Consider the following 24,879-nt stretch of genomic DNA (forward strand, 5'->3'; position numbering starts at 1 on the left):
TAATCGATAAAAAGCCAATTGTCATTGGAATTGCTGGTGGTTCTGGTTCTGGAAAAACTTCAGTAACAAGAGCAATCTATGAAAATTTTTCAAATGAAAACATATTAGTGCTTGAACAAGACTATTATTATAAAGACCAAAGCAATATGCCCTTTGAACAAAGGTTAAAAACGAATTATGATCATCCGCTTGCCTTTGATACGGACTTACTGATAAAACATGTGAAGCAGCTTCTCAATTACCAATCAATTGAGAAGCCTGTTTATGATTATTCATTGCATACAAGATCTACCGCGACGATTAAAGTCTTGCCAAAAAACGTAATTATCCTTGAGGGCATTTTAATTTTAGAGGATGAGCGTATACGGGATCTGATGGATATTAAGGTATTTGTTGATACCGACGCTGATATTCGCATTATCCGTAGAATATTACGGGATATAAAAGAGCGCGGCCGTACAATTGATTCTGTAATCAATCAGTATGTAAGCGTTGTCAGACCCATGCATTTGCAATTCATTGAACCGACTAAACGATATGCCGACCTAATCATCCCAGAAGGTGGACAAAATAATGTGGCCATTGATTTATTGGTTACAAAAATCCAATCAATTGTTGCTGAAATGGAAAATTTGTAATAGGATATAAAAAGTATATTTAAAATAATTGTATAATGAAGTTTATGGGGGCTTCAGACAATTATCATTTTTTCGTACATAACCGAAGGAGTAAAAGGAGCGAAGGGATATGGCAGAAGAAAAAAGTTATTACATGACCGAAGAAGGTAAAGAAAAGCTGTTTAAGGAGCTTGAATATTTAAAGACTGAAAAAAGAAAAGAAGTCGTTGAACGTATTAAAATCGCTAGAGGCTTTGGTGATCTATCTGAGAACTCAGAATATGATGCAGCTAAGGATGAACAAGCGTTTGTTGAATCAAGAATTGCAACTTTAGAAAAAATGATTCGCAATGCCGTCATCATTGAGTCTGATGGGGAAATTTCAAATACAGTTACATTAGGAAAGAAGGTAATTTTCGCTGAGATTTTACCAGATGGCAGCGAAGATGATGCAGAAGAATACACAATCGTAGGAAGTGCAGAAGCTGACCCATTTGAAGGTAAGATTTCTAATGATTCTCCAATGGCAGTGAGTCTACTAGGCCGCCATGTTGGTGATGAAGTTGTTGTTCAGACACCAGGTGGAGAAATCAAGGTGAAAATCAAAGAAGTAAAATAAATTGAGCTGTACCGTTTTAACTACAGACACCTCGTCCAAAATGATGATGAGGTGTTTTTTTATGAAATTAAAAAACAGAGCCGTCATTTTTATTGTTGTTATTACAATTATTTTATTTAGCCTCATTGGCCGACTCGCGCAAATACAACTGATTCAAACCGAATCCTTTTCAAAGCATCATGTGAATTTAATTGAAGCAAGCATTAAGCAAAGGACGCAGTCGATTGTTTTAGATGATGGGCGCGGGCGCTTTATTGACCGAAATGGCGAGGCGATTACCAATGATTATTACCCAAGCCTAGTCTTATTTCCTTTTTTGAAAGGAATGAAATGGCCCGTTGATCAAGTTGCCAAAATTGTAGGTGTATCACAACGAGAGCTGCTCACAGCTGTACAGAATGCCAAGCAACCATTTGCTTATGGTGGAAAATATCCAATGAGGTTAACAGAGGACCAGCAAAAGAGTATAAACGAATTAAAGGTTCCAGGGGTATTTGCTTTATACCAGCAAGTAGCTACAAATCAAAAGATGGCTGAACATTTACTTGGATTGGTCCGGCAAAATAAAGAACTTTTAGAAAAAAGATATGAAGAAAAGCTAAAAATTGGTTTGATTTCACCAAATACAGAAATAGGGATCACAGGTTTACAGGGCGCGTTTGATGAATTTTTGCTGCCGGAAGGTGAATCAAAGCTTCTTTATCATGTCGATCAATTAGGTGGACCATTATTTGGTCTAGAAGTTAAATATACAGCGCCGGCAAACCCGTTCTATCCAACCGCGATAAAAACGACTTTAAATAAGCGCTTGCAAATGTTGGCTGAGGAAACGGTCGATGACTTAGGATTGAATAACGGTGGTTTGGTTTTATTGGATATTAATTCAAGCGACATTCTAGCAATGGTAAGCCGACCCCATATGAATGCCGAAAACCCCTTGAAAGACACAGGCGGCATTAATGAAATGATTGAACCGCAAATACCTGGTTCTGTTTTTAAGATTGTAACAGCAGCGGCTGCTTTAGAGAGTAACGTAAACGTACGCGGGAGAATGTTTAACTGCAATCGTAATCTTTACGGTGATGGTCCGAACAATCGTAAATTAGGGATGCTAAATTTCGAGGAAAGCTTTGCAAAAAGCTGCAATTATACGTTTGCAAAACTGGGAGAAGAAATTGCCGCAATTCATCCGGATTACTCGGAGGAATATGCCGACAAGTTAGGCTTAATGAATCCGGTCGGTTGGCAAGGCAGCGTTTTTCATTATGACCATTTCAGACAATTTCCTGAAGAAAAAGCAGGTCGTATCTGGGAAGATGACAAAGACAAACATGTTAAAAAAGCAATTAATCAAACGGCAATTGGCCAAAAGGATGTACGGGTAAGCCCATTGGCGGTCGCTAATATGATGGCAACAATTGCTCGTGGTGGAGAAAAAAGCCAGGTCAGGTCCGTATCAGAAGTACAATATAAAAATGGCACAACTTTATTTTCATTTCCAAAGCAGAAGCTGGAGGGAGATCGTTTATCCTCCTATACTATTGCCAATCTGCAAAAGCTTCTTCAAAGAGTGGTTGAAACTGGGACAGGTGTACGTTTTAAAACATTGCCATATAAAATAGCAGGTAAATCCGGTACTGCTGAAACTGGTAAGAGTGGCCAAGTGAATAAATGGTTTGCATCCTATTTCCCAGTAGAACAGCCTAAATATGCTCTAGTGGTCGTTGATTTAAATGTAAGGGAAAAAGAAGCAAAAACAAATGCGATTGTTGAATCTTTCGTTAAAAAAATATATGAAGAAGAGACAAATAGTTGAAATTGCTTTAAGCTCCATTTAAAAAATGGTAGAATACGATGTAGATTATATTTGAACTGAAGTGGGGGACAGGTCGTATGAAATACAAATTTGATGATTTATATGAAGGTCCACGTTTTCAAAACAGAGCGAGAAAGCGGAAGATTAAATTAATCATTGCTGGTATTGTGGCGATAATAGGGCTTTTTATTATAATTGGAATTGCGTCATTTTTCTCAAGCGGAACCGAAGAAGCAAATGGTACGCATGAAGACACTACGGGAACAAAACAAACGGTGGATAACAAAGATACAGGTACACTTGATTCTAAAAAAGATGATGAATTATCTACTGATCAGGATTCAGCTATGAGCAGTGAAAATTCAGGGGACAATGCTAATCAAGCTACTTCCGATGATGATGGTTATTATCCTCGCACTGATAGTGACTATTCACGTTCTAATAGTGACAATTCAAGCTCTTACAGCGGAAGTGAAAATGAAACACCAGTTGCAGGTACAATTGAAAACAACGGGGGATCTGTAGGGACACAAACACAAGGGCAAGGTGACCATGTCACTGATTTTACAAAGGGTTCCGAAGATTGGCAGGAAATGACCCAGGCTGTAAGTTCAGCAACAGGGCTAGGGAATGATAATATGATCGTTTGGTGGATGGGAAATGGCGGTGGACCGAATAAAGCCGTGTCCAGGGTCAGTTCTAAGGATAAACAATCATCCTTCGAAGTTCAACTTGAATGGGTTAATGGCGCGGGCTGGAAAGCATCGAAGGTTGTACAAACTTCAGGGAGCAATCAACAACAAGCACCAGCTGCAACAAACGATTTAAATCAATAATTTTGTAAATCACAACAAAGGGGCTAACATTTATATGAAAATAGGTATTATTGGAGCAATGGATGAGGAAGTTGCGATTTTAAAGGATAAAATTGAAAGCCGTGAAGACATTACCATTGCCAAAAGCGAATTTTCAATCGGTAAGATTGGCAATATCGAAGTTGTTTTATTAAAATCAGGAATCGGCAAAGTAAATGCGGCGGTTGGAACTACATTATTGCTTGATCATTTCAATCCGGATTATGTAATAAATACCGGCTCGGCAGGGGGCTATCATTCCGATCTAAACGTCGGCGACATTGTCATCTCTACCGATGTAAGACATCACGATGTGGATGTTACAATTTTTGGGTACGAGTATGGGCAAGTTCCGCAAATGCCACCTGGTTTTACGCCGAATCAGGCTTTAATCGAAAAAGCAGAAAAAGCGGCACATGGAATTACGGATATTCAAGTTGCAAAAGGATTAATTGTAACAGGTGATTCCTTTATGAATGACCCAGAGCGCGTAGAGTTTGTTCGTGGTAAATTTACAGATTTATATGCGGTTGAGATGGAAGCGGCTGCCATTGCCCAAGTTTGTCATGTGTTCAATACTCCATTTGTCATTATTCGAGCACTTTCTGATATTGCCGGCAAAGAGTCACATATTTCTTTTGATAAATTTTTAGAAACGGCAGCACTTCATTCCTCTGCATTAATTCTGAATGTGATCGCTGAATTTGAAAAGGAAGTGTAAGTTGTTAAGAGGCTTACATAGTTTTTTAAAAAAAGGGTAGATGGATTTACTCCATCTACCTTTTTGGTGCTCTAAAGCCTGCTGCTTGTGCCTCTTTTTCTGTGCAGAACCATTTTTCAGGCTTTGTTATCTTATAGGAAGGTGAATCAGGGGTGTGGTAAATTTTCTCCCCCTTAGAGTTGATATTGCCTTTGATGAGACAATCAGAGTCTGTTTGCGGAACTTCTCCTTCTTGTTTCTTCACAGCCGAATCTTTGCCGTCCGCGTGAAAGCCATCTTCTTGGGCATAGTTTTCAAGACTCCATATGCCAACTCCTTTTTTTTGTGCTTCCTTCTGAATTCCATAAAAATCATCAACATATTTCGTGTTTGGAGCATAAATATAAGCGACCCTTGCTAAGCCTTTTTCAAGTAACATTTCGTTAAACATTTTCCCATCAATCCAGATATAAGCGAGTAGTCGTCCATATTTGTCCCGCTCAGATACATCAAATTCAACCGTTACCTCTTTACCTTCTAGCGTATCCTTCGTAAATTGTGAGGCTTCCGGCCCAAAAGGCTGTACCGGTTTTGTTGGATGCTTTGTCTCCGGTGTATCCACTAATAACAAGCGAATCCGCTCTTCCTTATTATTAAGCATAATATCGAATGTATCACCATCAACGACGTTTGTGACTATTGCTTTATTTTCATATTCGGTTTCATTACTTGCACTGCAGCCTGCAAGGACGAATAAAAGCAGTAGAATCATAGTTATAAAGATATTATGTTTCTTGCATAGCAAAATTTTGATAAAACTCCCCCCTAGATTTCAATAAAAAGCGACAGTAGGTTTGTCAACTAATTTTATCACAATAAAATAAAAGTTCGACAAAAATTGATAAAAAAGCCCTTGAATATTTACACTTTTCACACAGTTTAAACATAGTCAATCATTATAGTAAAGATAGGGAATAGCTATTATTCTACAATTTTCAGGGAGGGGTTTCTATATGGAAGAAGTCCTATTGTTAAGTCGGCTCCAGTTTGCGGTAACGGTTATTTATCACTTCTTGTTTGTTCCATTAACGATTGGGCTCGTTATCTTAGTAGCGGTTATGGAAACGAAATATGCAAAAACAGGCAACCCGCTATATGATCGCATGGGTAAGTTTTGGGGCAAATTATTTGCAATTAACTTTGTTTTGGGTGTTGTAACCGGAATTACGATGGAGTTCCAATTTGGTACGAACTGGTCGGAATATGCCAAGTACATGGGCGACATCTTCGGGTCTCCACTGGCCATTGAAGCATTGGTAGCTTTCTTTTTAGAATCAACATTTATGGGGATTTGGCTTTTTGGCAAGGATAAATTATCACCCAAAATGCGCGCCTTTTCAATTTGGATGGTTGCACTCGGAACGAATATCTCTGCGATTTGGATTATTACTGCCAATGGTTTCATGCAGCACCCTGTCGGCTATGCTATTCGAAATGGCCGCGTTGAACTTGAGAGCTTCACTGCCTTAATTAGCAACCCTTATACATGGCACATGTTTTTCCATACAATCTTTGCCTGCTATATCGTCGGTGCTTTTTTTGTGCTAGGTGTCAGCTCCTACCATTTACTACGGAAAAATAATGTTGAATTCTTTAAGAAGTCATTTAAGTATGGTCTTGTAATGGCATTAATTGCATCAACATTAACACCGTTTATTGGCCATAAAAATGGTGTATATGTGGCAAGCGTCCAACCGGCAAAAGGTGCAGCGATGGAGGCAGTGTGGGAAACTGAGGAAAGTGCGCCGTTTCATATTTTTCAAATTCCAGACCCGGCTAATGAACGCAACACTGTCGAAGCATTAACCATTCCAAAGTTGGGAAGCTTCTTCTATACTAATAGCTTTGACGGAAAAATCACTGGTTTAAAAGATATTCCGGTTGATGAACGTCCTAATGTGAATATAGTCTTTTATAGTTTCAGAATGATGATTGCACTCGGCCTATTGTTCATCGCCATGGCTTGGTATGGGTTCTATCTCTATCGAAAGGATAAGCTTTTGGAAGCAAAGAAATATTTAAAATTGATGCTTTATTCCATTTTCCTTCCGTATGTTGCCATTAACTTAGGCTGGGTAGTTGCAGAAGTAGGCCGCCAGCCGTGGGTAGTCTACGGATTAATGAAAACAGTTGATGGTGTTTCACCGATTGCCTTTTCTCAAATTGCCTTTTCGTTAACAGGGCTCGTCGTATTCTATTCATTGTTGATTATTGCCGATGTTTATTTACTTGTTAAATATGCAAGAAAAGGTCCAGAAGCAACGGCCCATAAGAAAGGGGGAATAAAACATGTCTCATGAGTTATTGGCCATCATTTGGTTTGGGCTATGGGGGTTACTTTGGGCGGTTTACTTTATCCTTGACGGTTATACATTAGGTACGGGCATATTGTTCCCGTTCCTTACCAATAACAAGCAGGAGCGAAACCAACTGCAAGAAGCGATTGGTCCTTTCTGGGGCGGAAATGAGGTATGGTTAATTACTGCTGGCGGGGCAACCTTTGCAGCTTTTCCGTTAACATACGCGAACATGTTTAGTTATCTTTATACACCGTTGATGTTAATCTTATTTGCTTTATTCTTCAGAGCTGCTGGGCTTGAGTTTATGCATAAAGATGATTCACGTAGATGGCAATCGGCTTGGAAGTGGGCGTTTACGATTAGTAGTTTCTTGATTGCACTTCTCTTCGGGGTAGCTTTTGCCAACCTTTTTTATGGGTTGCTTATAGGAGAAGAGGGATACGAGGGAACGCTCTTGAGTTTATTGCATCCATATGGACTGCTTGGTGGTGTTTTATTTGTTGCCATGTTCATACTATCTGGTTGTTTATGGATTCAACTCAAAACAAGCGGGGATGTTAAAGTAAGGGCAGCAAGGCTTACAAAAGGGTTGGCACTGACTACAGCTGCTTTAGTTGCCATATTCTTAGTCGCAACTGCAAACCAAACACCAATTTTTACGAATTATACAAACATGTCAATCCTTTGGATCATCCCTGCATTCGCGATGTTTGCTAGTATTTTAACGATTCTATTCACTATGAAAAAACGGATTGGCTCAGCATTCACATCCGTTTGTACAACCATCTTTATGCTTATGGCAACTGGTTTTGTTGGCATGTTTCCAAATATGTTGCCTTCAAAAATTGACCCTGCATATGGTACAAGTTTATTTGAAGCAGCTGGAAGCCAACTGAATTTAACAATCATGTTGTATGTTGCGCTGGTGTGTGTGCCGATTGTAATTGGCTATCAATTATGGAGCTATCGCTTGTTTAAAGATAAAATCACGAAGGATTCTGCAAAAGGATATCAATAATAAATAATGATTAAGAGCAGTCCGAATCAAAATGGAAAAACCCAGGATTTCGTCTCTATCCTGGGTTCTTTTGTTTCTTAGCTTTGCGGTTCAAATGTTTTACAATCTGTTTCTTCCTGAGAGGTAGCGGCCTTGCCATGGTGGCTCACTACATAAATAGAATTAGCGGAACATTTATTTCCATTTGCCCAATAAGTACAGTTATTAACTTCACATAATACATCTTGTGCCATCATTTTCATCTCCTCATATAAATGAATTGGTCTTTCAAATGATAGGATAACCACTACAGAAAGGAGATATGCAAAAAAGGAGTAGACTTTGCCATTATTATATATTATGAATGATTTTCATTCTCAATATACATAAATGCAGTAAAAAATGTCAATTGACCTGATAATGATTCTCATATAAAATAAAGATATCAGTAGATGAGATTTGTTCTCAACAAGGAGGATACTTCATGACATACACAATAAATGGCTTTATCGATATACACTCCATTCTTGTTAATGAAAGAAAACTTGGCGGTGTAATTGAAGCAAATGGAATTACTTTACGTACAGGAGAAGAATATAATCATCCGGTGATTACGAACATAGATTTTTTCGGAGGTATGTTTTATACAATGGGATTTATTGCTGACGATGGCAAACACATCATTGTCAATGTAAATGATATCAGCAAAATCGTTGAACCAGCACATAAAAAAATCCATGAAATCCAAAATAAATTATACAGAGCGGAAAAGTTAAAGGAGAAAAACGTCTATCTGAAAAAACTATGTGATTTAAATAAAGACGTGTATATAAAGCCCTTTATCGATGCAGCAAGCCTTCTTGTTGAGGATATCGGAATGGAGAATATAGATCAAGAGATTGACTTGAGCTTTTTGCCAAAGAAAAATAAGGTAATAAAAATTGCGTAGAAGAACTGTGATTACTTGTATTTATGAAAACTAATATTCCATAAGTCGGATATTGCGACCGGGTTTGATTGAACACCGTCAAAAATTTTTGGTATGAAACTATCCAAGCCTCTAAGCGGAAAAACACGAATGTAGTCTAACTTCCCAGAAACACCCCGATGTTCATTCGTGTCCGTTTAAAGGCTTGCTTTACATAAACTAATGGCAGTGTTCAATCACTTTAGGAAGCAATATTCGGCTTGTGGAATATTCTTTAATCATTTTTTTATGCCTTCGGATCTTCAAGTGTACAAATAGCACTTGGCCGTTTAATTCTTGGAACAATCGTTTCGTAAATCCGGAAAATATGATTCATTTGTTCTTCATCCATATAGGCTACATTAAAATCTTCGGCGATGGCTAAATCGACATTTTGCCTTCCGGTCGCAACCAGCATACCGGCTTCACCTTTAATGACCGGTGATTGAAATACGCCATCGGTTACAATTTCGCGGATATGTTCAATTTCGAGGACGTTTGTTCCTTGATGGACACGGTGCATTAAGGCATATAACTGCGGTGCCACAATTAAGGCATAGGGCCCTGTATGACCCATTTGCAGAAGTTTATTTCTAGCATCAACTATATCTTGAAAAGCATGTCCGGATTTCATCCAATCCCCACGAATATGAGTGATTCTTCCTTTTACATTCATTAACCCACTAATATTAAATTCCTTCGACCCGTTAAAAATTAAGTCATCCTCTAACAGTGCCAGCTGTGTTGCTGCATTTGCTGCCGTTGAAAAGTCAATAGGAATATCGAGAGTTCTCGCATGGGCAATATCCCTCCAGAACAATTTAAAATCCTTATATAGAAGAGGTATCGTTAAATTTTCCCGTCTAACCGGATCAGATACCTCCAATGTGTCACCATGCAGGCTGATAGAGCCAAGATCTGATTCTTCATAAACGTCATTCATAATCGCCTGAATCCCGCTGCCAAGTGGACCATATATATCTAAAACCCGTCTTGCGACTAGCGTTCTTCTCGCATGGTTAATCACAATTTCTTGCAGGTCGTTCCATTCTTTTTCGATAAGTGGTGCGTCGGAATGATGGTTCATTGTCATTTTACATATTCTCCTTTATTGATATTTCAGACTGCCAACAGTGAGCTTTTTATGAGAAGCTGCAGGTGGTGCCTGAGAAAAATCCTGATTACTTTTTGAATTAGATACAAATTTCTCAATCTTTAAATGGTCGTGGACATGTTCCTTTTCATCTGTAGGGGTGGATCCGGCCCGATTAGCTGCACCGTCAAACGTTTGATTTAAAGAAATTAATATTTCCTTCATTCTTTCATAATCGGTTTCTGTCATCTGCCTCATCGCCCGCAATTCTTCTTCAAGAGCACCCCCGCCATGTTGATCAAACAGGGCCAAATCCAAATGCTCCTCAAAGTTATGGAGGCCAAACTTTTCTAAGCTGATGTCTTGCAATAAATGAATAAATTCAAGATTATTAATTGATTGATTCCCATGGTTGTTGATATAAAAGTTTACTCTTGGCAGCAAATCTTGTAAGCGATCCATCCGCTGCTCCTCTTCTTCATAGATGTGATGCCAATATAAATGTTGATGTTCATCTCCAGCTGTTTCAATTTTCGACTGTACCATTTCCATAAATCTTGCAACAGCATTTTCTGTTCGAATGAATAACTCCTCTAACTCCTTCATAATTTCATTTGTCATTTATTCAACCCCTCATATTTCAGCAAACTATTATAAGGTTTACAATTATGGGGTAAATTATACCTATAAAGGGGATTATTATAAAAAAAAGCTGGCGCCCCTTCAAAGGGCACCAGCTCAATAAGTTCCAGCGCTTTTATTTATTGCAATGCAATTTTTAAGGTTTCTATATTTTTGTTCATTAAACTAAAATAATCTTCATTATTTTTAATATCATCGTCAGTTAATACAGAAAGATTATGAATGTGTAAAACTTTTGCACCGATTTCATTTTTTATGATTTCAGCAATCTTTGGTGTAATGTTTTGTTCAAAAATAATATATTTAATCTTGTTTGCTTTAGCTACATCAATAATGTTCTGTAATTGTTGTTGTGATGGTTCATTTGTTGAAGAAAGGCCGGTAATCGATATTTGTTTAATTCCATAGCGCTTTTCCCAATATCCAAAACCTGCATGGGAAACTAGAATTTTTGGCTCAGTTTTCCCTTTGGTGAGATCTGCAAAGCTTCCATCTAATTCTTCTAATTCCAACCTTAATTTATTAAAATTTGCCTCAAACTCATCGGCGGCTTCTGGCTTTAATTCTACTAAACTATCTTTTATATTTTTAGCAAGTGAGACCGAAAGAATGGGGTCCATCCACACATGTGGGTCAATATCACCGTGTCCATGTTCATCCTTTTTTTCTGCTGTTGTTCCTTGTGCTACATCATGATGACCATCTGCTTCTTCACTTGCATTTAACATTTGAATGCCATTTGTTGCTTCAATAATTTTAACCTGTTCATTTTTTAGGGCATCCGCGATTTTAAGTGCATACGGCTCCATTACTTCGCTGCTATAAATAAAAGCGTCCCCTTTTGCAATATTAATCATCGTTTTAGTAGTTGGCTCATAGGTATGGGCATTTGTTCCAGGTGGTATAATACTTACGACATCTACATATGAACCACCGATTTTTTTCGTGAAATCTTCAATAGGAAATAAAGTCGTGTAAATTTTAAGTGTTTGATTACCTTTTTCGTTGCCTTGATCCGTTTTTACCTGATCCTGATTTGAGCCACAACCAAATAAAACGGTGCTCATGATGAAGAATAAGAGAACAGTGATGATTGACTTTCTCCTCATTCTTACACACCCCCTTTTATATACCTTTGTAATTATATCGTAATTATTACGATTTGCAAGATGAAATTATGGTGAAATTATTTTAAAAAACTTCATACTTTCAACACAAAATCTTCATATAATATAGTTTATTCACAATCTCAATGTCATAATAGTAGCAACCAGGAGGAAAAGATGCGAAATTTTGCCTTATTTTTAGTTATGTTATTTACAGTAGTGGGTTGTTCTAATGCAAATGAAAGTGGTTCAAAGACAAATACGGGTACAAAAGAAATTGAGCCTGTTGCGGTTGACCTTGCGATCTATCCTAGTCCAATCGAGGTCAATCAAGAAGTCACATTTGAAGCAACGATCACACAGGGTGATGAAAAGGTGGATGATGCTTCAGATGTAGAGTTTGAATGGTGGAAAAACGGAGATGAAAAACATACGAAAATAAAAGCGGACCATCAAGGGAATGGTATTTATTCCATTAAACAAACCTTTTCCGAAACGGGGTCCTACAATGTTATTTCCCATGTAACGGCTAGGGATATGCATACGATGCCGCAAAGACAATTTGAAGTGGTTGATTTAAATAATAAAAATGGTGCACAACCAGAGGCAGATGCCCATATGGACCATCATCATGAGGGAACGGATTTGATGATTCACTTTATGACTGACGAGCAAATCAATAAGAATGTAGAAACACAATTAGAAGCACATATTACTTATAAAGAAGCACCATTACAAGGGGCAAGGGTAAGATTTGAAGTATGGAAAGATGGTGCGGAAAAACACCAATATATCGATGCAACCGAAGGCAATGAGGGTGAATATACAGCAAAAGAAACATTCAGTGAAGCGGGTTCTTATAACATCAAGATTCATGTTGAAGAAAAAACAAATGAAATACATGATCATAAGGTGGAAAAAGTGACAATTCATTAAATGGACAGACACACATAATCCTTTTGTAGCATAGGATTGATAATAGGCGGTTACCTACTATGCATATGGAGGTGATTATGTGTCGTCATTCATTGCTGCGATGAGTTATTTTCTGAAAGAACTATTTTTTCTTGTCTCCTATGTCAAAAATAATGCGTTTCCACAGCCATTATCTGAAAAGGATGAAAGGAAATATTTGCTTCTTATGGAACAAGGTGATAGTGATGCAAGAAATCGACTAATCGAACATAATTTGCGGCTTGTCGCCCATATCGTCAAAAAATTTGAGAACACCGGCGAGGATGCGGAAGACTTGATCTCTATTGGCACAATCGGCTTGATAAAAGCAATTGAAAGCTATTCGTACGGAAAAGGCACGAAGCTTGCAACCTATGCTGCAAGATGTATAGAAAATGAAATACTCATGCATTTGCGGGCTTTAAAAAAGACGAAAAAGGATGTTTCCTTACATGATCCAATTGGCCAGGATAAAGAAGGAAATGAAATTAGTTTAATTGATATACTTAAATCTGAAAATGAAGATGTCGTCGACACGATCCAACTATTAATGGAATTAGAAAAAATAAATGAATATATTCATATCTTAGATGAGCGGGAGAAGGAAGTTATTGTTGGCCGGTTTGGGCTTGATTTGCAAAAAGAAAAAACGCAGCGTGAAATTGCGAAGGAATTGGGAATCTCTAGAAGTTATGTATCAAGAATCGAGAAGCGGGCACTGATGAAGCTATTTCATGAATTTTACAGAAATGAACGGAAAAAAAGAAGCTAAAAAAAGGGAGGAAAGCCTCCCTTTTTTTACATTTTCTTTAATTTGAACGGACTGACCATCAATAACGCGAGCCCAATCGTAATGTACATAAAAATAGGGGAAGGGAAAAAAGAATGACCAAGTGTTGAAAAAGTTAAGACAATGCCGGCAACTGTAATCGGTAGGCCTGTAAAATAACCGTAATTTTCGGTAATATTAAATTTAGCTAAGCGAATAGCCCCGCAGGCAATATAGATAAGGATAAACAAGATCCCTGCTGCTCTATATTCATGTAGAACAATCTGATATGTTAAAATGGCCGGGGCAACACCAAAGGAAACCATATCGCACATGGAATCCAACTGTTTCCCAAATTCAGATTCAATATGAAGTTTCCGGGCGACCAAACCATCAAAACGGTCAGAAAAGGCGGCGATAAAAATAAGTAAAAGTCCCAGTTGGAATTCTCCTTGGACAATGGCGAGTAACGAGGAGACGCCAAAACTTAAGTTGATGATAGTTAAAATGTTTGCTGCTTGTGACTTTATTTTTTTAATTGTATGATCAATATACTGAGATAAAAACATTATAAAAACAACTCCCTTTAGTATTGGTGCGATGATTCAACCTTTGTTGTATATATACGTTTTATTAGGCTGAATGTTTCGAATTCATTTTCATTATTTTATGATGCAACAAATATAGATAGTAGGAAAACAAAAAATAAACTTGAGCAGAAGGGACTAATAGTGTGCTTAAATACTTTTATCGATTTCTGATTGATTTAACGAATAATCTTTATTTATCAAACATAATCCGTACATATACTACATCAAAAGTAAGTCGGCATATCATTCCTTCTTTTATAAAGACATTTAAAATAAACGAGGGTGAACTGGAGAAAACAGTTAATGAATATAATAGTCTGCACGAATTTTTTACAAGATCGCTTTTCAAAGGCGCGCGGCCGATTGATCAGGATGATGATAGCGTCATCAGCCCTGTTGATGGTTTTGTAGAGGATATCGGTGAAATTTCAGAGCATAAAAATATTTATGTAAAAGGCCAACTGTTTGCCATTAAAGAAATGGTCGGGAATGACCAAGCCTTTCAAAAATATAATGAAGGTATCTATATTATTATCTATTTAAGCCCAAGAGACTACCATCGAATTCATAGCCCTGTAGATGGGAAAGTAGTTTCTCAATGGGAACTGGGTGGGAAGTCTTATCCCGTTAATAAATGGGGCTTGAAATATGGACGAGCACCATTGGCCAAAAATTATCGGAAAATATCAGAAATTTCCTGTAGGGGGAGCCATGTTGCGCTTGCCAAAGTAGGGGCACTTTTTATAAATAGCATTACATTGACACATAAGAATGAAATTCTGTCTAAAGGTGAGGAAATTGGTTATTTTTCATTCGGATCAACGGTCGTACTTCTTTTTGAAAAAGGAAGCTTCAAGGCGGAAAATCATGTAAAAGAGCAATTTGTAAAAATGGGGCAAAAAATTGGAGTTTTTATTCAAAAATAATAAGAAAATATGGTAGAATATCATTTAACTGAATTTTTAATAAAAGGAGGAGATGCGGGATGAAAAACGTGCTTATAAATAAAATAGTTGAAATAGTTGTCACTGAAAATCAATTAAAAGGTTTTTGGAAAAAGCTTGGAGAAGATTTAGAGTTCGAATCGTTAAGTCATGAACAACTAATGAAGCTAGCTAAGAGGGAAATTGAAGAAGCTTCGTTATCCGAGTTGGATCAACATTTAATTGACCGCGGTTGGAGATCGAAAGATGAGATTGAAGGAAAAATGATAGCCGAAGATAATTCAGATCCGCGCTATCATATTGAATTAATAGACACAAAGCTGGAAGGAAGTCCTTCCAAGATATTAATCGATCGTATGGTGCAACTCAAGTGCAAGGATTGTGGTTTTGAGATGTTTATTCAAGATAGCGAAATCAATCCGGACAGCTTACAGTGTCCTAAAGACGGGGGAAAAGTTGAAATAATTAGAAATAATGCTAAAAAGATAAATAAAGATTAACTAGAAAGGGGACGGAAGAGTGGAGCATTCAGTGGCACATGAAGTTTCAAACTTTCAAATATACTTAGCGGTTATCATTTTCTTGGTTACATATGCTTTTATTATTACAGAAAAAATTAATAGAGCGATTATTGCCTTACTTGGGGCAATTTTAATGATTGGTTTTGGAATCGTTGATCTTGATGTAGCGTTTACCGAACATATTGATTGGGGAACCATCACCCTTTTAATTGGAATGATGATACTAGTTGGTATCACTAGTAAAACGGGTGTCTTTCAATATGCAGCCTTGAAATCAGCAAAGTTTGCAAAAGGCGACCCAATAAAAATACTCATTGTCTTGTCACTTTTGACAGCTTTTGCTTCTGCATTTTTGGACAATGTTACAACCGTACTACTTATTGTTCCTGTCACATTTTCAATTACAAGACTATTAGGAGTAAATCCAGTTCCATTTTTAATTTCGGAAGTCCTGTTCTCAAATATCGGTGGAACAGCAACTTTGATTGGTGACCCGCCAAATATCATGATTGGAAATGCGGTTAAGCATTTAACCTTTAATCAGTTTTTATTTAATTTAACACCAATCATTGTTGTCATTTCTTTAGTAACAATGGTATTAATTTATTTTATGTTCAGGAAGCAGCTAAAGGTAGAAGAATCTGAAAAGCAAAAGCTGATGAACTTGGATGAAAAGGAATATATCAAAGATGCCGTATTAATGAGAAAGTCATTAATTGTGCTGGGTCTTACAATCCTAGGTTTTATACTGCATTCTGTTATTCACTTAGAAGCTCCGGTGGTAGCGATTACCGGTGCAACCGTATTAATGCTCATTGGCGTGAAAGAACATGATTTAGAGGAAGTATTCCATAGTGTAGAATGGGTTACGATCTTCTTCTTTGCCGGTCTATTTACATTGGTCGGTGGTTTAGTAGATGCTGGTATTATTAAAAGCTTAGCGGCAAAAGCGCTTGAACTAACAAACGGACATATTCCAACAGCTGCAATTTTAATATTGTGGGTATCTGGAATTGCCTCCGCGTTTATTGATAATATTCCATTTGTGGCCACGATGATTCCTTTAATTCAGGATATGGCCGTAGGTATGGGGCTTTCTGTTGACTCTCCACAAATTAATGCATTATGGTGGGCATTATCTCTTGGTGCCTGTCTAGGCGGAAATGGGACATTGATCGGCGCTTCTGCTAATGTAATTGTTGCCGGTATTGCTGCACGTGAAGGCAATGGTTTCAGCTATATGGATTTCTTGAAAATTGGTGGCCCGTTAACGTTAGTAGCATTGGCTTTAGCCCATGTTTATATTTATTTTAGATATTTAGTTCACTTCTTATAGTAAAATAGAAAATAAAACGAGGCTGAGTCAGCCTCGTTTTATTTTAGACGTTAATTAAAATATCATCAGGACGTCTTTTTAATCTGGGTGTGTAACGAACGTCGCTCAATTTCTTTTTTAATAAGTTGAATAAAATCTGGGCTTAAGTTTAGTTCAATGGCCTTATAAAATGATTCTACTAATAATTCATCAGATAATGTTCTCATTTTTTCTTAGCCAGGGGTGCTGGCCATTCACCTCCCACAAGTTTTAAAAATTTTTTTCTTTGTCATTTTTTCTTTTTTTATACATATATTAATATTTTCTCCCTATGTCTATACATTAACATGTTTTATTTTTTAGAACAATCGTTCTTATATCCACAGATAAAAGTGGATAACTTGTGGGTATTGTGTTTATAATGTAAATAATTCCAATTAAATCGGGTATTAATAATGTGCATAAAGTTATCCACATTTGGGGATTTTAAAGGATTTTGTCGAAAAGTTTTTTGCATTATATGGATTTCGACAAAAAACTATAAAAATAACGGAATAATGTTTTGAAACGTTGTCGTACTTTGGCTATTATTAGAAAAGGGTAAGAAAGCATAGAAATCTAGTAGAGGTGCATTTCCATTGTTAGAGTTGTTTTTACCGAATGAACACGTAAAAAGTATTTTTGAAATTGAGCCAACGAAATTGAATGAACGAGGAATTAAAGGGATCATTACCGACTTGGATAATACCCTTGTTGAATGGGATCGGCCGGAAGCAACTCCGAAATTAGTAGATTGGTTTCAAAAAATGAAAGAGAATGGGATTACCATTACCATTGTTTCAAATAATAATGAAGAGAGAGTAAAGCTGTTTTCAGGGCCGCTCGGTATAAAATATATTTATGAAGCAAGAAAGCCGATGGGAAGAGCATTCCGTAAAGCGGTAAAAGACATGAATTTAAAAAAAGATGAAGTCGTTGTAATTGGCGATCAGTTGATGACAGATGTATTAGGCGGTAACCGCTCTGGGTTACATACGATTTTAGTCGTGCCTGTAGCTCAGTCAGACGGATTCTTCACTAGAATTAATCGGCGCATCGAACGTACTATTTTAATTATGATGAAACGTAAAGGTATGGTTTATTGGGAGGAATAAAATTGGAAAACCAAGATTTACATTGTCAAGGTTGTGGCGTACTGATTCAAACAGAAGATAAAGCAGAAATCGGATATGCGCCACCATCAGCATTAGAGCGCGAGGTTTTAATCTGTCAACGTTGTTTCAGGTTAAAACATTATAATGAAATCCAAGACGTGTCACTAACGGATGACGACTTTTTAAAAATTCTTAATGGAATTGGTAATTCCGATGCCTTGGTAGTGAAACTAGTTGATATCTTTGATTTCAATGGAAGCTGGTTGCCAGGATTGCACCGGTTTGTGGGACAGAATAAGGTGATACTCGTGGGCAACAAGGTTGATTTATTGCCAAAGTCCGTGAAAAAATCTAAGCTTATTCATTGGATGAAGTTTTCCGCAAAACAACTTGGATTAAAACCTACAGATGTTTATTTAATTAGTGCAGCCAAGGGTGAGGGTGTCAGGGAGCTTGCGGAAGCCATTGATTATCATCGCGAAGGCAAAGATGTTTATGTTGTTGGCTGCACAAATGTTGGTAAATCAACATTCATTAATAAAATTATTAAAGAGTTCAATGGGGTTGATGATGTCATCACCACATCTCAATTTCCTGGAACAACGCTGGATTTAATTGATATTCCTCTAGATGATGGCAAGTCGCTGTTTGATACCCCAGGTATTATTAATCACCATCAAATGGCACATTTCGTAGACGAAAAAGGTCTAAAGTTGATTTCCCCAAGGAAAGAAATCAAACCGCGTGTTTTCCAATTAAATGAGGGACAAACATTATTCCTTGGTGGGTTGGCAAGATTTGATTACGTTTCAGGAGGAAGAAAATCTTTCACATGCTATGTTTCTAATGAGTTGAATATTCATCGAACAAAAGTGGAGAAAGCTGATCAGTTATATGCGGACCATGTAGGTGAATTGCTTTATCCACCTTTTGCTGAGGGAGCGAGTGAACTGCCACCATTTGTAAAACAAGAATTTATGATTCGTGAAGCGAAAACCGATATTGTATTCCATGGTCTTGGTTGGATAACATGTAATGAACCGGACTCGAAGGTTGTGGCATATGTTCCAAAAGGAGCAGGAGTAACGATTAGGCAATCGCTTATTTGATGAATGAACAGAAAGATTGAGATAGAAAGCGGGAGAGAGATGGGGAAATTATTTGGGTTATTCGGCCACCCTGTGGGCCATTCCATGTCACCACTTATGCATAATGACCAATTTACGCGCTTAGGGTTAGATTGCTATTACCAGGCCTTTGATGTTCATCCAGCTGATTTGGAAAATGCCGTTAAAGGCGTACGGGCTCTTGGTATTTCAGGCTTTAATGTGACCATTCCGCACAAAGTGGAGATTATGAAGTATCTCGATGAAATTGATGAAGAAGCTGCTCAAATTGGTGCTGTCAATACGGTTGTACTGAAAAATGGGAAACTAGTTGGATATAATACAGATGGCAAAGGCTTTGCGGTATCACTTGAAAGAAAAGCCGGTGCTGATTTTTTAAAGAAAAGAATATTGATTATTGGTGCTGGCGGGGCTGCAAGAGGCATTTACGTAACATTAGCCCGGATGGGAGCGCAAGCTATTGATATTGCGAATAGAACTGAGAAAAAGGCAAACCAACTAATTACTGAAAATCCTTATTCCATTCATTCAACTGGTCTATCGATTGCAGAAGCGGAAGCTAAATTATCTCAATATGAGATTGTCATCAATACAACTTCGGTCGGTATGAGCCCAAATATTGATGAAATGCCGCTACAGTTAACGAATATGAAAGCCGGAACGATAATAAGTGATATTATTTATAATCCACTCGAAACAAAGTGGCTCAAAGAAGGCAAACATTTAGGTGCCATCACTCAAAACGGGGTAGGGATGTTTGTCGGTCAAGGTGCCTTGGCATTTGAACTGTGGACAAATCAAAAGCCAGATTTTTTAAGTATGGAAGAAATTGTTGAGCGTCGACTAGGAGGAAACAAATAATATGTTAACAGGAAAACAAAAACGATTTTTACGATCTAAAGCCCATCATTTACATCCAATTTTTCAAGTTGGAAAAGGTGGCGTTAATGAAAATATGGTGAAACAAATCAGTGAAGCGCTGGAAGCACGCGAATTAATAAAGGTAAGCGTTTTGCAAAACTGTGAATTTGACCGTGATGAAGTAGCAGGCGAATTAGCAGCTGGCGCAAATGCTGAACTCGTTCAGATTATTGGCAACACTATTGTCCTTTACAAAGAGTCTGTAGAAAATAAACAAATTAGTCTTCCGTAAGACGTCAAAGGGATGGGTGTCATGAGGAAAGTGGGTATATTAGGTGGTACATTTGATCCTCCCCATAATGGCCATTTAATGATTGCCCAGGAGGTATTATCAACATTAAATCTAGCTGAAGTTTGGTTTATGCCAACGAATATACCCCCACATAAAGCCGACGCTAAATCAAGGGGGGAGGACCGTCTTGAAATGATTCAGCGGGCGATTGGTGATAATGAATGCTTTAAATTACAACCAATTGAATTTGAACGGCCCGGTCCATCCTATACATATGATACGATTGCCGTTTTAAAGGAGAGATATCCTGATATTGAAATTTATTTCATTATTGGTGCGGATATGGTTCAATATTTACCGAAATGGTACCGAATTGATGATTTAATGTGTGAGGTTCACTTTGTAGGTGTTAAAAGACCTAACTATACAATTGATTCGAAGTACGAAATCTTCGAGGTGGAGATCCCGCAGTTTGATATCTCTTCTTCTGAACTGCGCCATCGTTTTAATACGAAGCAAAATACGAGATATTTTTTACCAAATGCGGTTAGAAAATATATAGAGGAGAAAAATCTTTATGGATCGTATGGAAGCATTGAACCTTGTAAAAGAACAGATTACTGAAAAACGATATATTCACACCTTAGGAGTCATGCAAACTGCTATAGAGCTTGCAGAAAAATATGGCGCCGATGTCAAAAGGTCTGAGCTTGCAGCAATATTCCATGATTATGCTAAATTTCGTTCTAAAGAGGAAATGGAACAAATAATAATAAAGCAAAATATGCCGAAACAATTGTTGGATTATCATTCCGAGCTTTGGCATGCACCTGTTGGCGCTTATTTAGTGCAGATGGAGGCAGGTATTACTGATGAGGAAATTCTGCAAGCCATTCGCTTTCATACAACTGGAAATAAAGATATGAATTTGTTGGATAAGATTGTTTTTTTGGCAGATTACATTGAGCCAGGTAGAAAGTTCCCAGGAGTTGATGAGGTTCGTAAGGCTGCAAATGAAAGTCTTGATCAAGCCGTTATCATGGCATTAAAAAACACAATCAAATTTTTGTTGGATAAAAACCAGGCAGTTTATCCAGATACATTAGAAACATATAACTCAATGGTAAGAGGTAAAAAAATTCGTAAGGAGGACTACAATTTCATGAGTGAGAAGGATATTGTGTATATTGCGGCAAAAGCAGCAGACGATAAAAGGGCTGAGGACATTACAGTATTGGATATGAGAGGCGTTTCCCTCGTGGCAGATTATTTTATCATTTGCCATGGAAATTCTGAGAAGCAAGTACAGGCCATAGCGCGTGAAGTGAAAGATAAAGCCCAAGAAAGTGATATTCATATTAAACGGTTAGAGGGCTTTGATGAAGCACGCTGGGTGCTTGTTGATTTAGGTGATGTTATTGTTCATGTTTTCCACCGTGATGAAAGAATTTATTATAACTTAGAACGGCTTTGGGGCGATGCTGCCCGGGTAAATATACAGGAAAGACTGGTATAACAATGTCTTATCAGCATTTTGCGCTTGTTTATGATGAGTTAATGATGGATGCTCCCTACGAAAATTGGCTTCAATTTATTATGGAAAATGTTGGAAAGTACGGGAATGGCGGCAAACGTTTGTTGGACCTTGGCTGTGGAACTGGAACACTTTCAATTCCTCTAGCTGAGCTTGGGTTTCATGTTACCGGTGTTGATTTATCCGAAGAAATGCTGGCGATTGCCGCTGCAAAATCAACGGAAGCCGGCGTGGACGTTTCATATTTTCAACAGGATATGAGTGAATTATCGGGATTTGCACCTTTCGATGTTATTGGGGTTTTTTGTGATGCACTTAATTATTTAAGATCAGAAGAAGATGTAAAAGCAACTTTTACTACTATATATAATCACCTAGAGCCTGCTGGTCTTTTACTTTTTGATGTCCATTCCACTTATAAAATCGAGCAACTTTTTAATGATCAATCGTACTGCAGTAATGACGAAGATATTTCTTATATTTGGAATTGCTTTCTTGGTGAGTCGGAATATTCAGTGGAGCACGAATTGACTTTTTTTGTAAAAGAGCATGAGCTTTATCAACGATATGATGAATATCATTTTCAACGAACATTTCCCATCTCAACGTATCAACAGTGGTTGGAAGAAGCCGGGTTTGAGCTAATAGAGGTTTCAGCTGATTTTGTTGACAAAGAGCCTTCCCAAAATTCAGAAAGAATCTTTTTTACAGCTCGAAAAAAATAAAAGACGAGAGGCTGACTCAAAAAGGGATATTAGACCCTATCTTGAGCCAGCCTCTACTATTTTTTTTATTTTTTTTGCAGGAAAATACAAAAATCTGTCGAATTAATCTTTATTAATACAAAATTGTTCATTTATCTTTTCTTTTTCATGCTGAAATTTTGCATGTGTTTGCTGGATTACGTGGTGAAACATATCTCCTGTTTCTTCGTCCAGCACTTTAATTCCTTCGCCGGTAATTCCACCTTTTACACATACTTTTTCTTGCAAGGTTTCAAGCGTATAAACTTCCTGCTCGAGTAATTGTCCTAAGCCGATAATCATTTTGCTCGCCAATAAAGTAGCTTGCTCCTCAGAGATACTTGTCTCGGCTACAGCTGCATCAATAAATTTTCTCAGTAAAAATGTGAAAAATGCCGGACCACAGCTCGTAATATCTGAAGCGATTCTTGTAATGTTTTCCTCAATAATGACAGGTGTAGAAATCTTTGTCATAATGCTTTCAATGAATTCCTTATGGTATTCAGGACATTGCTCTCCGAAAGAAAGTAAGGAAGTCCCACATAACACACGATTATTAATACTTGGGATTACCCTGGCAACCGAACAAGGGACGAGTGTCTCTAATTGCTTCACACTGATTGGGCTTGTTATTGAAATGATACAATGGTCCTTTGTTAATAAGGGAGAAATTCGTTTTAACAACGGATAAATATCTAGCGGTTTAATACATATGAAAATGTAATCCGTATTTTTAACAATCTCCTCAGGTTCATCCACCACATGTATGCTTGGAAATTCGCACCTTATTTGGTCTGCTTTTGATCTAGTTCGATTCATGATAAATAAATTTTGTTCGTTTACAGCAGAGGATTTTATGAATGCTTCTATTAGGATTTTACCCATATTTCCAGTCCCTACAATTCCAATATTCATAGTTTTCCCCCCTTTTTTGCAAACAGTACTCTACTTATGCCTATGTACCTCCATGAAAAAATATGATGATTTATTTTATGATAGGGAGTGATAAAATGAACAAAGTTTTTTCTAATAAAAAAGTTCTCATTATTATTGCTTGTTTAATGTTAGTTACGATTGCCTTTTTATTTATTAAGGATGAAAGTCACCCTTCGAATGATGAGGATTTTTCAGCTGTTAAGGCAGAAAATAAAGAAACTTTCCTTCCAGAGGAACTTATGAATGAGGACCAAACTATTACAAAAGTTGAACCTGCCATTATTTATATCGATATTAAGGGTGCCGTGGTAAAACCAGGTGTATATCAGTTGGAGGAAAATAGCCGGGTGCAGGATGCGATTAAACTTGCCGGAGGGTTTTTAGAAAAAGCGGATCAAACGAAAATAAATTTAGCCGCTCGTGTCCTCGACGAAATGGTCCTCTATATCCCGGAAGTTGGAGAATTAAGCGCAGATGGAATGGAACCTCCGTTAGCAACCCAAGTTGACGATAAGAAAATCAATATTAACACTGCCACTTCTGAAGAGTTGCAAAGTTTGCCTGGTATTGGTGCCTCTAAAGCAGCAGGTATAATAACCTACCGGGAAGAGAACGGCCCTTTTAAAAAAATAGAGGACCTTATGAATGTATCTGGAATTGGCGAGAAATCGTTTGAACATCTGAAAGATCAAATTAAATTACATTGACGAAAAAGTTTTTTGATAGCTACAATTAGAGTAATTGATTGAAAGGAGAATTTTTTGTGAATCGCGTTTCTTGGGATCAGTATTTTATGGCACAAAGCCATTTATTAGCATTACGCAGTACATGTACACGGTTGCGCGTTGGTGCAACGATTGTTAGGGATAAACGAATTATTGCAGGTGGATATAATGGCTCAGTTTCTGGACAAACCCATTGTATTGATGATGGCTGCTATGTCATTGATAACCATTGTGTTCGAACAATTCACGCTGAAATGAATGCGATTCTACAGTGTGCTAAGTTTGGTGTACAAACAGAAGGGGCAGAAATTTATGTAACTCATTTTCCTTGTGTCCACTGTACAAAGGCGATTATCCAGAGCGGTATAAAAGCTATTTACTATGCGGAGGATTATAAAAACCACCCATATGCGATCGAGATTTTAGAAAAAGCAAATGTGAAATACAGAAAAGTAGAGCTTGAGGAAATGATCATTGATACAAAAAGCGATGAAAAGCATGCTTTTGTCGAGAATCTCATTCAAAAGCTTGAAGCTGCGGGTGTGAAGGAAGAAGAAATTAAAAAGCTTAAGGATACAAGTAATCAATTGTTTACAACCTATTTTTAGTTTTTCGCTATTAGATAATGGGGGGGTGGCCGGTT

At 37.5% G+C, this 24,879-nt stretch carries 30 protein-coding genes and 1 pseudogene; 23 read left to right on the forward strand and 8 right to left on the reverse strand.

Annotated features, from left to right (window positions below; translation table 11 throughout):
- Positions 1 to 2 precede the first annotated feature (2 nt).
- The 5 genes from udk (at position 3) to mtnN (ending at position 4,627) form a co-directional block, all read left to right on the forward strand.
- A complete protein-coding gene (gene udk, locus ACNQFZ_RS16480; protein WP_458415418.1) occupies positions 3 to 638 on the forward strand; it encodes a uridine kinase in 636 nt (211 codons plus the stop codon).
- Between the two features lie 109 nt (positions 639 to 747).
- Complete coding sequence (greA, locus tag ACNQFZ_RS16485) at positions 748 to 1,236, forward strand: transcription elongation factor GreA (RefSeq protein ID WP_458412409.1); 489 nt, start codon at positions 748 to 750, stop codon at positions 1,234 to 1,236.
- A gap of 61 nt (positions 1,237 to 1,297) precedes the next feature.
- Entirely contained in the window at positions 1,298 to 3,052 is a 1,755-nt protein-coding gene (locus ACNQFZ_RS16490; protein WP_458412410.1) for a peptidoglycan D,D-transpeptidase FtsI family protein, read from the forward strand.
- 77 nt (positions 3,053 to 3,129) lie between these two features.
- Positions 3,130 to 3,888, forward strand: coding sequence for a YrrS family protein (locus ACNQFZ_RS16495; RefSeq protein WP_458412411.1), 759 nt, complete (start codon positions 3,130 to 3,132; stop codon positions 3,886 to 3,888).
- 34 nt (positions 3,889 to 3,922) lie between these two features.
- A complete protein-coding gene (gene mtnN, locus ACNQFZ_RS16500; protein ID WP_458412412.1) occupies positions 3,923 to 4,627 on the forward strand; it encodes a 5'-methylthioadenosine/S-adenosylhomocysteine nucleosidase in 705 nt (234 codons plus the stop codon).
- Positions 4,628 to 4,682: 55 nt separating this feature from the next.
- On the opposite strand, the gene ACNQFZ_RS16505 is transcribed toward mtnN, so the two are convergent.
- Complete coding sequence (locus tag ACNQFZ_RS16505; RefSeq protein WP_458415419.1) at positions 4,683 to 5,420, reverse strand: thermonuclease family protein; 738 nt, start codon at positions 5,418 to 5,420, stop codon at positions 4,683 to 4,685.
- Between the two features lie 199 nt (positions 5,421 to 5,619).
- On the opposite strand from ACNQFZ_RS16505, the gene ACNQFZ_RS16510 reads away from it, so the two are divergent.
- Positions 5,620 to 6,966 (forward strand): cytochrome ubiquinol oxidase subunit I, encoded by a 1,347-nt coding sequence (locus ACNQFZ_RS16510; protein ID WP_458412413.1) that lies wholly within the window; start codon positions 5,620 to 5,622, stop codon positions 6,964 to 6,966.
- On the forward strand, positions 6,956 to 7,984 hold the full coding sequence (gene cydB, locus ACNQFZ_RS16515; protein WP_458412414.1) for a cytochrome d ubiquinol oxidase subunit II: 1,029 nt from the start codon (positions 6,956 to 6,958) through the stop codon (positions 7,982 to 7,984). The genes ACNQFZ_RS16510 and cydB overlap by 11 nt, the downstream gene beginning before the upstream one ends.
- A gap of 77 nt (positions 7,985 to 8,061) precedes the next feature.
- Here cydB and ACNQFZ_RS16520 read toward each other — a convergent pair whose 3' ends face one another.
- Positions 8,062 to 8,217 carry a DUF1540 domain-containing protein gene (locus ACNQFZ_RS16520; RefSeq protein WP_458415420.1) on the reverse strand — a complete coding sequence of 52 codons (156 nt, stop codon included), beginning with the start codon at positions 8,215 to 8,217 and terminating at the stop codon, positions 8,062 to 8,064.
- A gap of 230 nt (positions 8,218 to 8,447) precedes the next feature.
- Here ACNQFZ_RS16520 and ACNQFZ_RS16525 point away from each other — a divergent pair, with 230 nt between their 5' ends.
- Complete coding sequence (locus tag ACNQFZ_RS16525; protein WP_458412415.1) at positions 8,448 to 8,912, forward strand: hypothetical protein; 465 nt, start codon at positions 8,448 to 8,450, stop codon at positions 8,910 to 8,912.
- Positions 8,913 to 9,177: 265 nt separating this feature from the next.
- Here the strand turns inward: ACNQFZ_RS16525 and ACNQFZ_RS16530 are convergent, their stop codons facing one another.
- The 3 genes from ACNQFZ_RS16530 to ACNQFZ_RS16540 all read right to left on the reverse strand — a co-directional run bounded on the left by ACNQFZ_RS16530 (position 9,178) and on the right by ACNQFZ_RS16540 (position 11,774).
- Positions 9,178 to 10,023, reverse strand: a complete 846-nt coding sequence (locus tag ACNQFZ_RS16530; protein ID WP_458412416.1) for a family 1 encapsulin nanocompartment shell protein — start codon at positions 10,021 to 10,023, stop codon at positions 9,178 to 9,180.
- A gap of 15 nt (positions 10,024 to 10,038) precedes the next feature.
- Complete coding sequence (locus ACNQFZ_RS16535) at positions 10,039 to 10,644, reverse strand: IMEF encapsulin system ferritin-like cargo protein (RefSeq protein ID WP_458412417.1); 606 nt, start codon at positions 10,642 to 10,644, stop codon at positions 10,039 to 10,041.
- A gap of 140 nt (positions 10,645 to 10,784) precedes the next feature.
- Positions 10,785 to 11,774: a metal ABC transporter solute-binding protein, Zn/Mn family gene (locus tag ACNQFZ_RS16540; protein WP_458412418.1), complete on the reverse strand. Its 990-nt coding sequence runs from the start codon at positions 11,772 to 11,774 to the stop codon at positions 10,785 to 10,787.
- A gap of 174 nt (positions 11,775 to 11,948) precedes the next feature.
- Between ACNQFZ_RS16540 and ACNQFZ_RS16545 the strand changes: the two genes are divergently transcribed.
- Both ACNQFZ_RS16545 and sigK read left to right on the forward strand, forming a co-directional pair.
- Positions 11,949 to 12,707 (forward strand): FixH family protein, encoded by a 759-nt coding sequence (locus ACNQFZ_RS16545; protein WP_458412419.1) that lies wholly within the window; start codon positions 11,949 to 11,951, stop codon positions 12,705 to 12,707.
- Between the two features lie 79 nt (positions 12,708 to 12,786).
- Positions 12,787 to 13,497, forward strand: coding sequence for an RNA polymerase sporulation sigma factor SigK (gene sigK / locus ACNQFZ_RS16550; RefSeq protein ID WP_458412420.1), 711 nt, complete (start codon positions 12,787 to 12,789; stop codon positions 13,495 to 13,497).
- Positions 13,498 to 13,523: 26 nt separating this feature from the next.
- Here the strand turns inward: sigK and pssA are convergent, their stop codons facing one another.
- Positions 13,524 to 14,063, reverse strand: coding sequence for a CDP-diacylglycerol--serine O-phosphatidyltransferase (gene pssA, locus ACNQFZ_RS16555; protein ID WP_458412421.1), 540 nt, complete (start codon positions 14,061 to 14,063; stop codon positions 13,524 to 13,526).
- A gap of 164 nt (positions 14,064 to 14,227) precedes the next feature.
- Here pssA and ACNQFZ_RS16560 point away from each other — a divergent pair, with 164 nt between their 5' ends.
- The 3 genes from ACNQFZ_RS16560 to ACNQFZ_RS16570 are packed head-to-tail and all read left to right on the forward strand — an operon-like array spanning position 14,228 to position 16,885.
- Positions 14,228 to 15,010: a phosphatidylserine decarboxylase gene (locus ACNQFZ_RS16560; protein WP_458412422.1), complete on the forward strand. Its 783-nt coding sequence runs from the start codon at positions 14,228 to 14,230 to the stop codon at positions 15,008 to 15,010.
- Positions 15,011 to 15,069: 59 nt separating this feature from the next.
- The gene (locus ACNQFZ_RS16565; protein ID WP_458412423.1) at positions 15,070 to 15,528 is read left to right on the forward strand and encodes a hypothetical protein; all 459 of its coding nucleotides are present in this window, start codon (positions 15,070 to 15,072) and stop codon (positions 15,526 to 15,528) included.
- Between the two features lie 19 nt (positions 15,529 to 15,547).
- Positions 15,548 to 16,885: an ArsB/NhaD family transporter gene (locus tag ACNQFZ_RS16570; RefSeq protein WP_458412424.1), complete on the forward strand. Its 1,338-nt coding sequence runs from the start codon at positions 15,548 to 15,550 to the stop codon at positions 16,883 to 16,885.
- Between the two features lie 65 nt (positions 16,886 to 16,950).
- Here ACNQFZ_RS16570 and ACNQFZ_RS16575 read toward each other — a convergent pair whose 3' ends face one another.
- A complete protein-coding gene (locus ACNQFZ_RS16575) occupies positions 16,951 to 17,091 on the reverse strand; it encodes a sporulation histidine kinase inhibitor Sda (RefSeq protein ID WP_458412425.1) in 141 nt (46 codons plus the stop codon).
- Between the two features lie 411 nt (positions 17,092 to 17,502).
- Here ACNQFZ_RS16575 and ACNQFZ_RS16580 point away from each other — a divergent pair, with 411 nt between their 5' ends.
- The 8 genes and pseudogenes from ACNQFZ_RS16580 (at position 17,503) to ACNQFZ_RS16615 (ending at position 22,557) form a co-directional block, all read left to right on the forward strand.
- Positions 17,503 to 18,018: a YqeG family HAD IIIA-type phosphatase gene (locus ACNQFZ_RS16580; protein WP_458412426.1), complete on the forward strand. Its 516-nt coding sequence runs from the start codon at positions 17,503 to 17,505 to the stop codon at positions 18,016 to 18,018.
- 2 nt (positions 18,019 to 18,020) lie between these two features.
- On the forward strand, positions 18,021 to 19,127 hold the full coding sequence (yqeH, locus tag ACNQFZ_RS16585; RefSeq protein WP_458412427.1) for a ribosome biogenesis GTPase YqeH: 1,107 nt from the start codon (positions 18,021 to 18,023) through the stop codon (positions 19,125 to 19,127).
- A gap of 39 nt (positions 19,128 to 19,166) precedes the next feature.
- Positions 19,167 to 20,006: a shikimate dehydrogenase gene (gene aroE, locus ACNQFZ_RS16590; RefSeq protein ID WP_458412428.1), complete on the forward strand. Its 840-nt coding sequence runs from the start codon at positions 19,167 to 19,169 to the stop codon at positions 20,004 to 20,006.
- Position 20,007: 1 nt separating this feature from the next.
- Positions 20,008 to 20,298, forward strand: a complete 291-nt coding sequence (gene yhbY / locus ACNQFZ_RS16595; RefSeq protein WP_458412429.1) for a ribosome assembly RNA-binding protein YhbY — start codon at positions 20,008 to 20,010, stop codon at positions 20,296 to 20,298.
- Between the two features lie 21 nt (positions 20,299 to 20,319).
- Positions 20,320 to 20,922 (forward strand): nicotinate-nucleotide adenylyltransferase, encoded by a 603-nt coding sequence (locus ACNQFZ_RS16600; protein WP_458412430.1) that lies wholly within the window; start codon positions 20,320 to 20,322, stop codon positions 20,920 to 20,922.
- Positions 20,876 to 21,427: pseudogene (yqeK, locus tag ACNQFZ_RS16605) on the forward strand (bis(5'-nucleosyl)-tetraphosphatase (symmetrical) YqeK); the annotation flags it as partial. The gene ACNQFZ_RS16600 and the pseudogene yqeK, both read left to right, overlap by 47 nt.
- A 33-nt stretch (positions 21,428 to 21,460) precedes the next feature.
- A complete protein-coding gene (rsfS, locus tag ACNQFZ_RS16610) occupies positions 21,461 to 21,814 on the forward strand; it encodes a ribosome silencing factor (protein WP_458415421.1) in 354 nt (117 codons plus the stop codon).
- 2 nt (positions 21,815 to 21,816) lie between these two features.
- Complete coding sequence (locus tag ACNQFZ_RS16615; RefSeq protein WP_458412431.1) at positions 21,817 to 22,557, forward strand: class I SAM-dependent DNA methyltransferase; 741 nt, start codon at positions 21,817 to 21,819, stop codon at positions 22,555 to 22,557.
- A 102-nt stretch (positions 22,558 to 22,659) separates the two neighbouring features.
- On the opposite strand, the gene comER is transcribed toward ACNQFZ_RS16615, so the two are convergent.
- Positions 22,660 to 23,490, reverse strand: coding sequence for a late competence protein ComER (comER, locus tag ACNQFZ_RS16620; RefSeq protein ID WP_458412432.1), 831 nt, complete (start codon positions 23,488 to 23,490; stop codon positions 22,660 to 22,662).
- A gap of 95 nt (positions 23,491 to 23,585) precedes the next feature.
- Between comER and ACNQFZ_RS16625 the strand changes: the two genes are divergently transcribed.
- A complete protein-coding gene (locus ACNQFZ_RS16625) occupies positions 23,586 to 24,218 on the forward strand; it encodes a helix-hairpin-helix domain-containing protein (RefSeq protein ID WP_458412433.1) in 633 nt (210 codons plus the stop codon).
- Positions 24,219 to 24,274: 56 nt separating this feature from the next.
- On the forward strand, positions 24,275 to 24,844 hold the full coding sequence (locus ACNQFZ_RS16630; protein ID WP_458412434.1) for a ComE operon protein 2: 570 nt from the start codon (positions 24,275 to 24,277) through the stop codon (positions 24,842 to 24,844).
- Positions 24,845 to 24,879: the final 35 nt, after the last annotated feature.

It is taken from the genome of Schinkia acidoalkalinis (assembly GCF_054301215.1).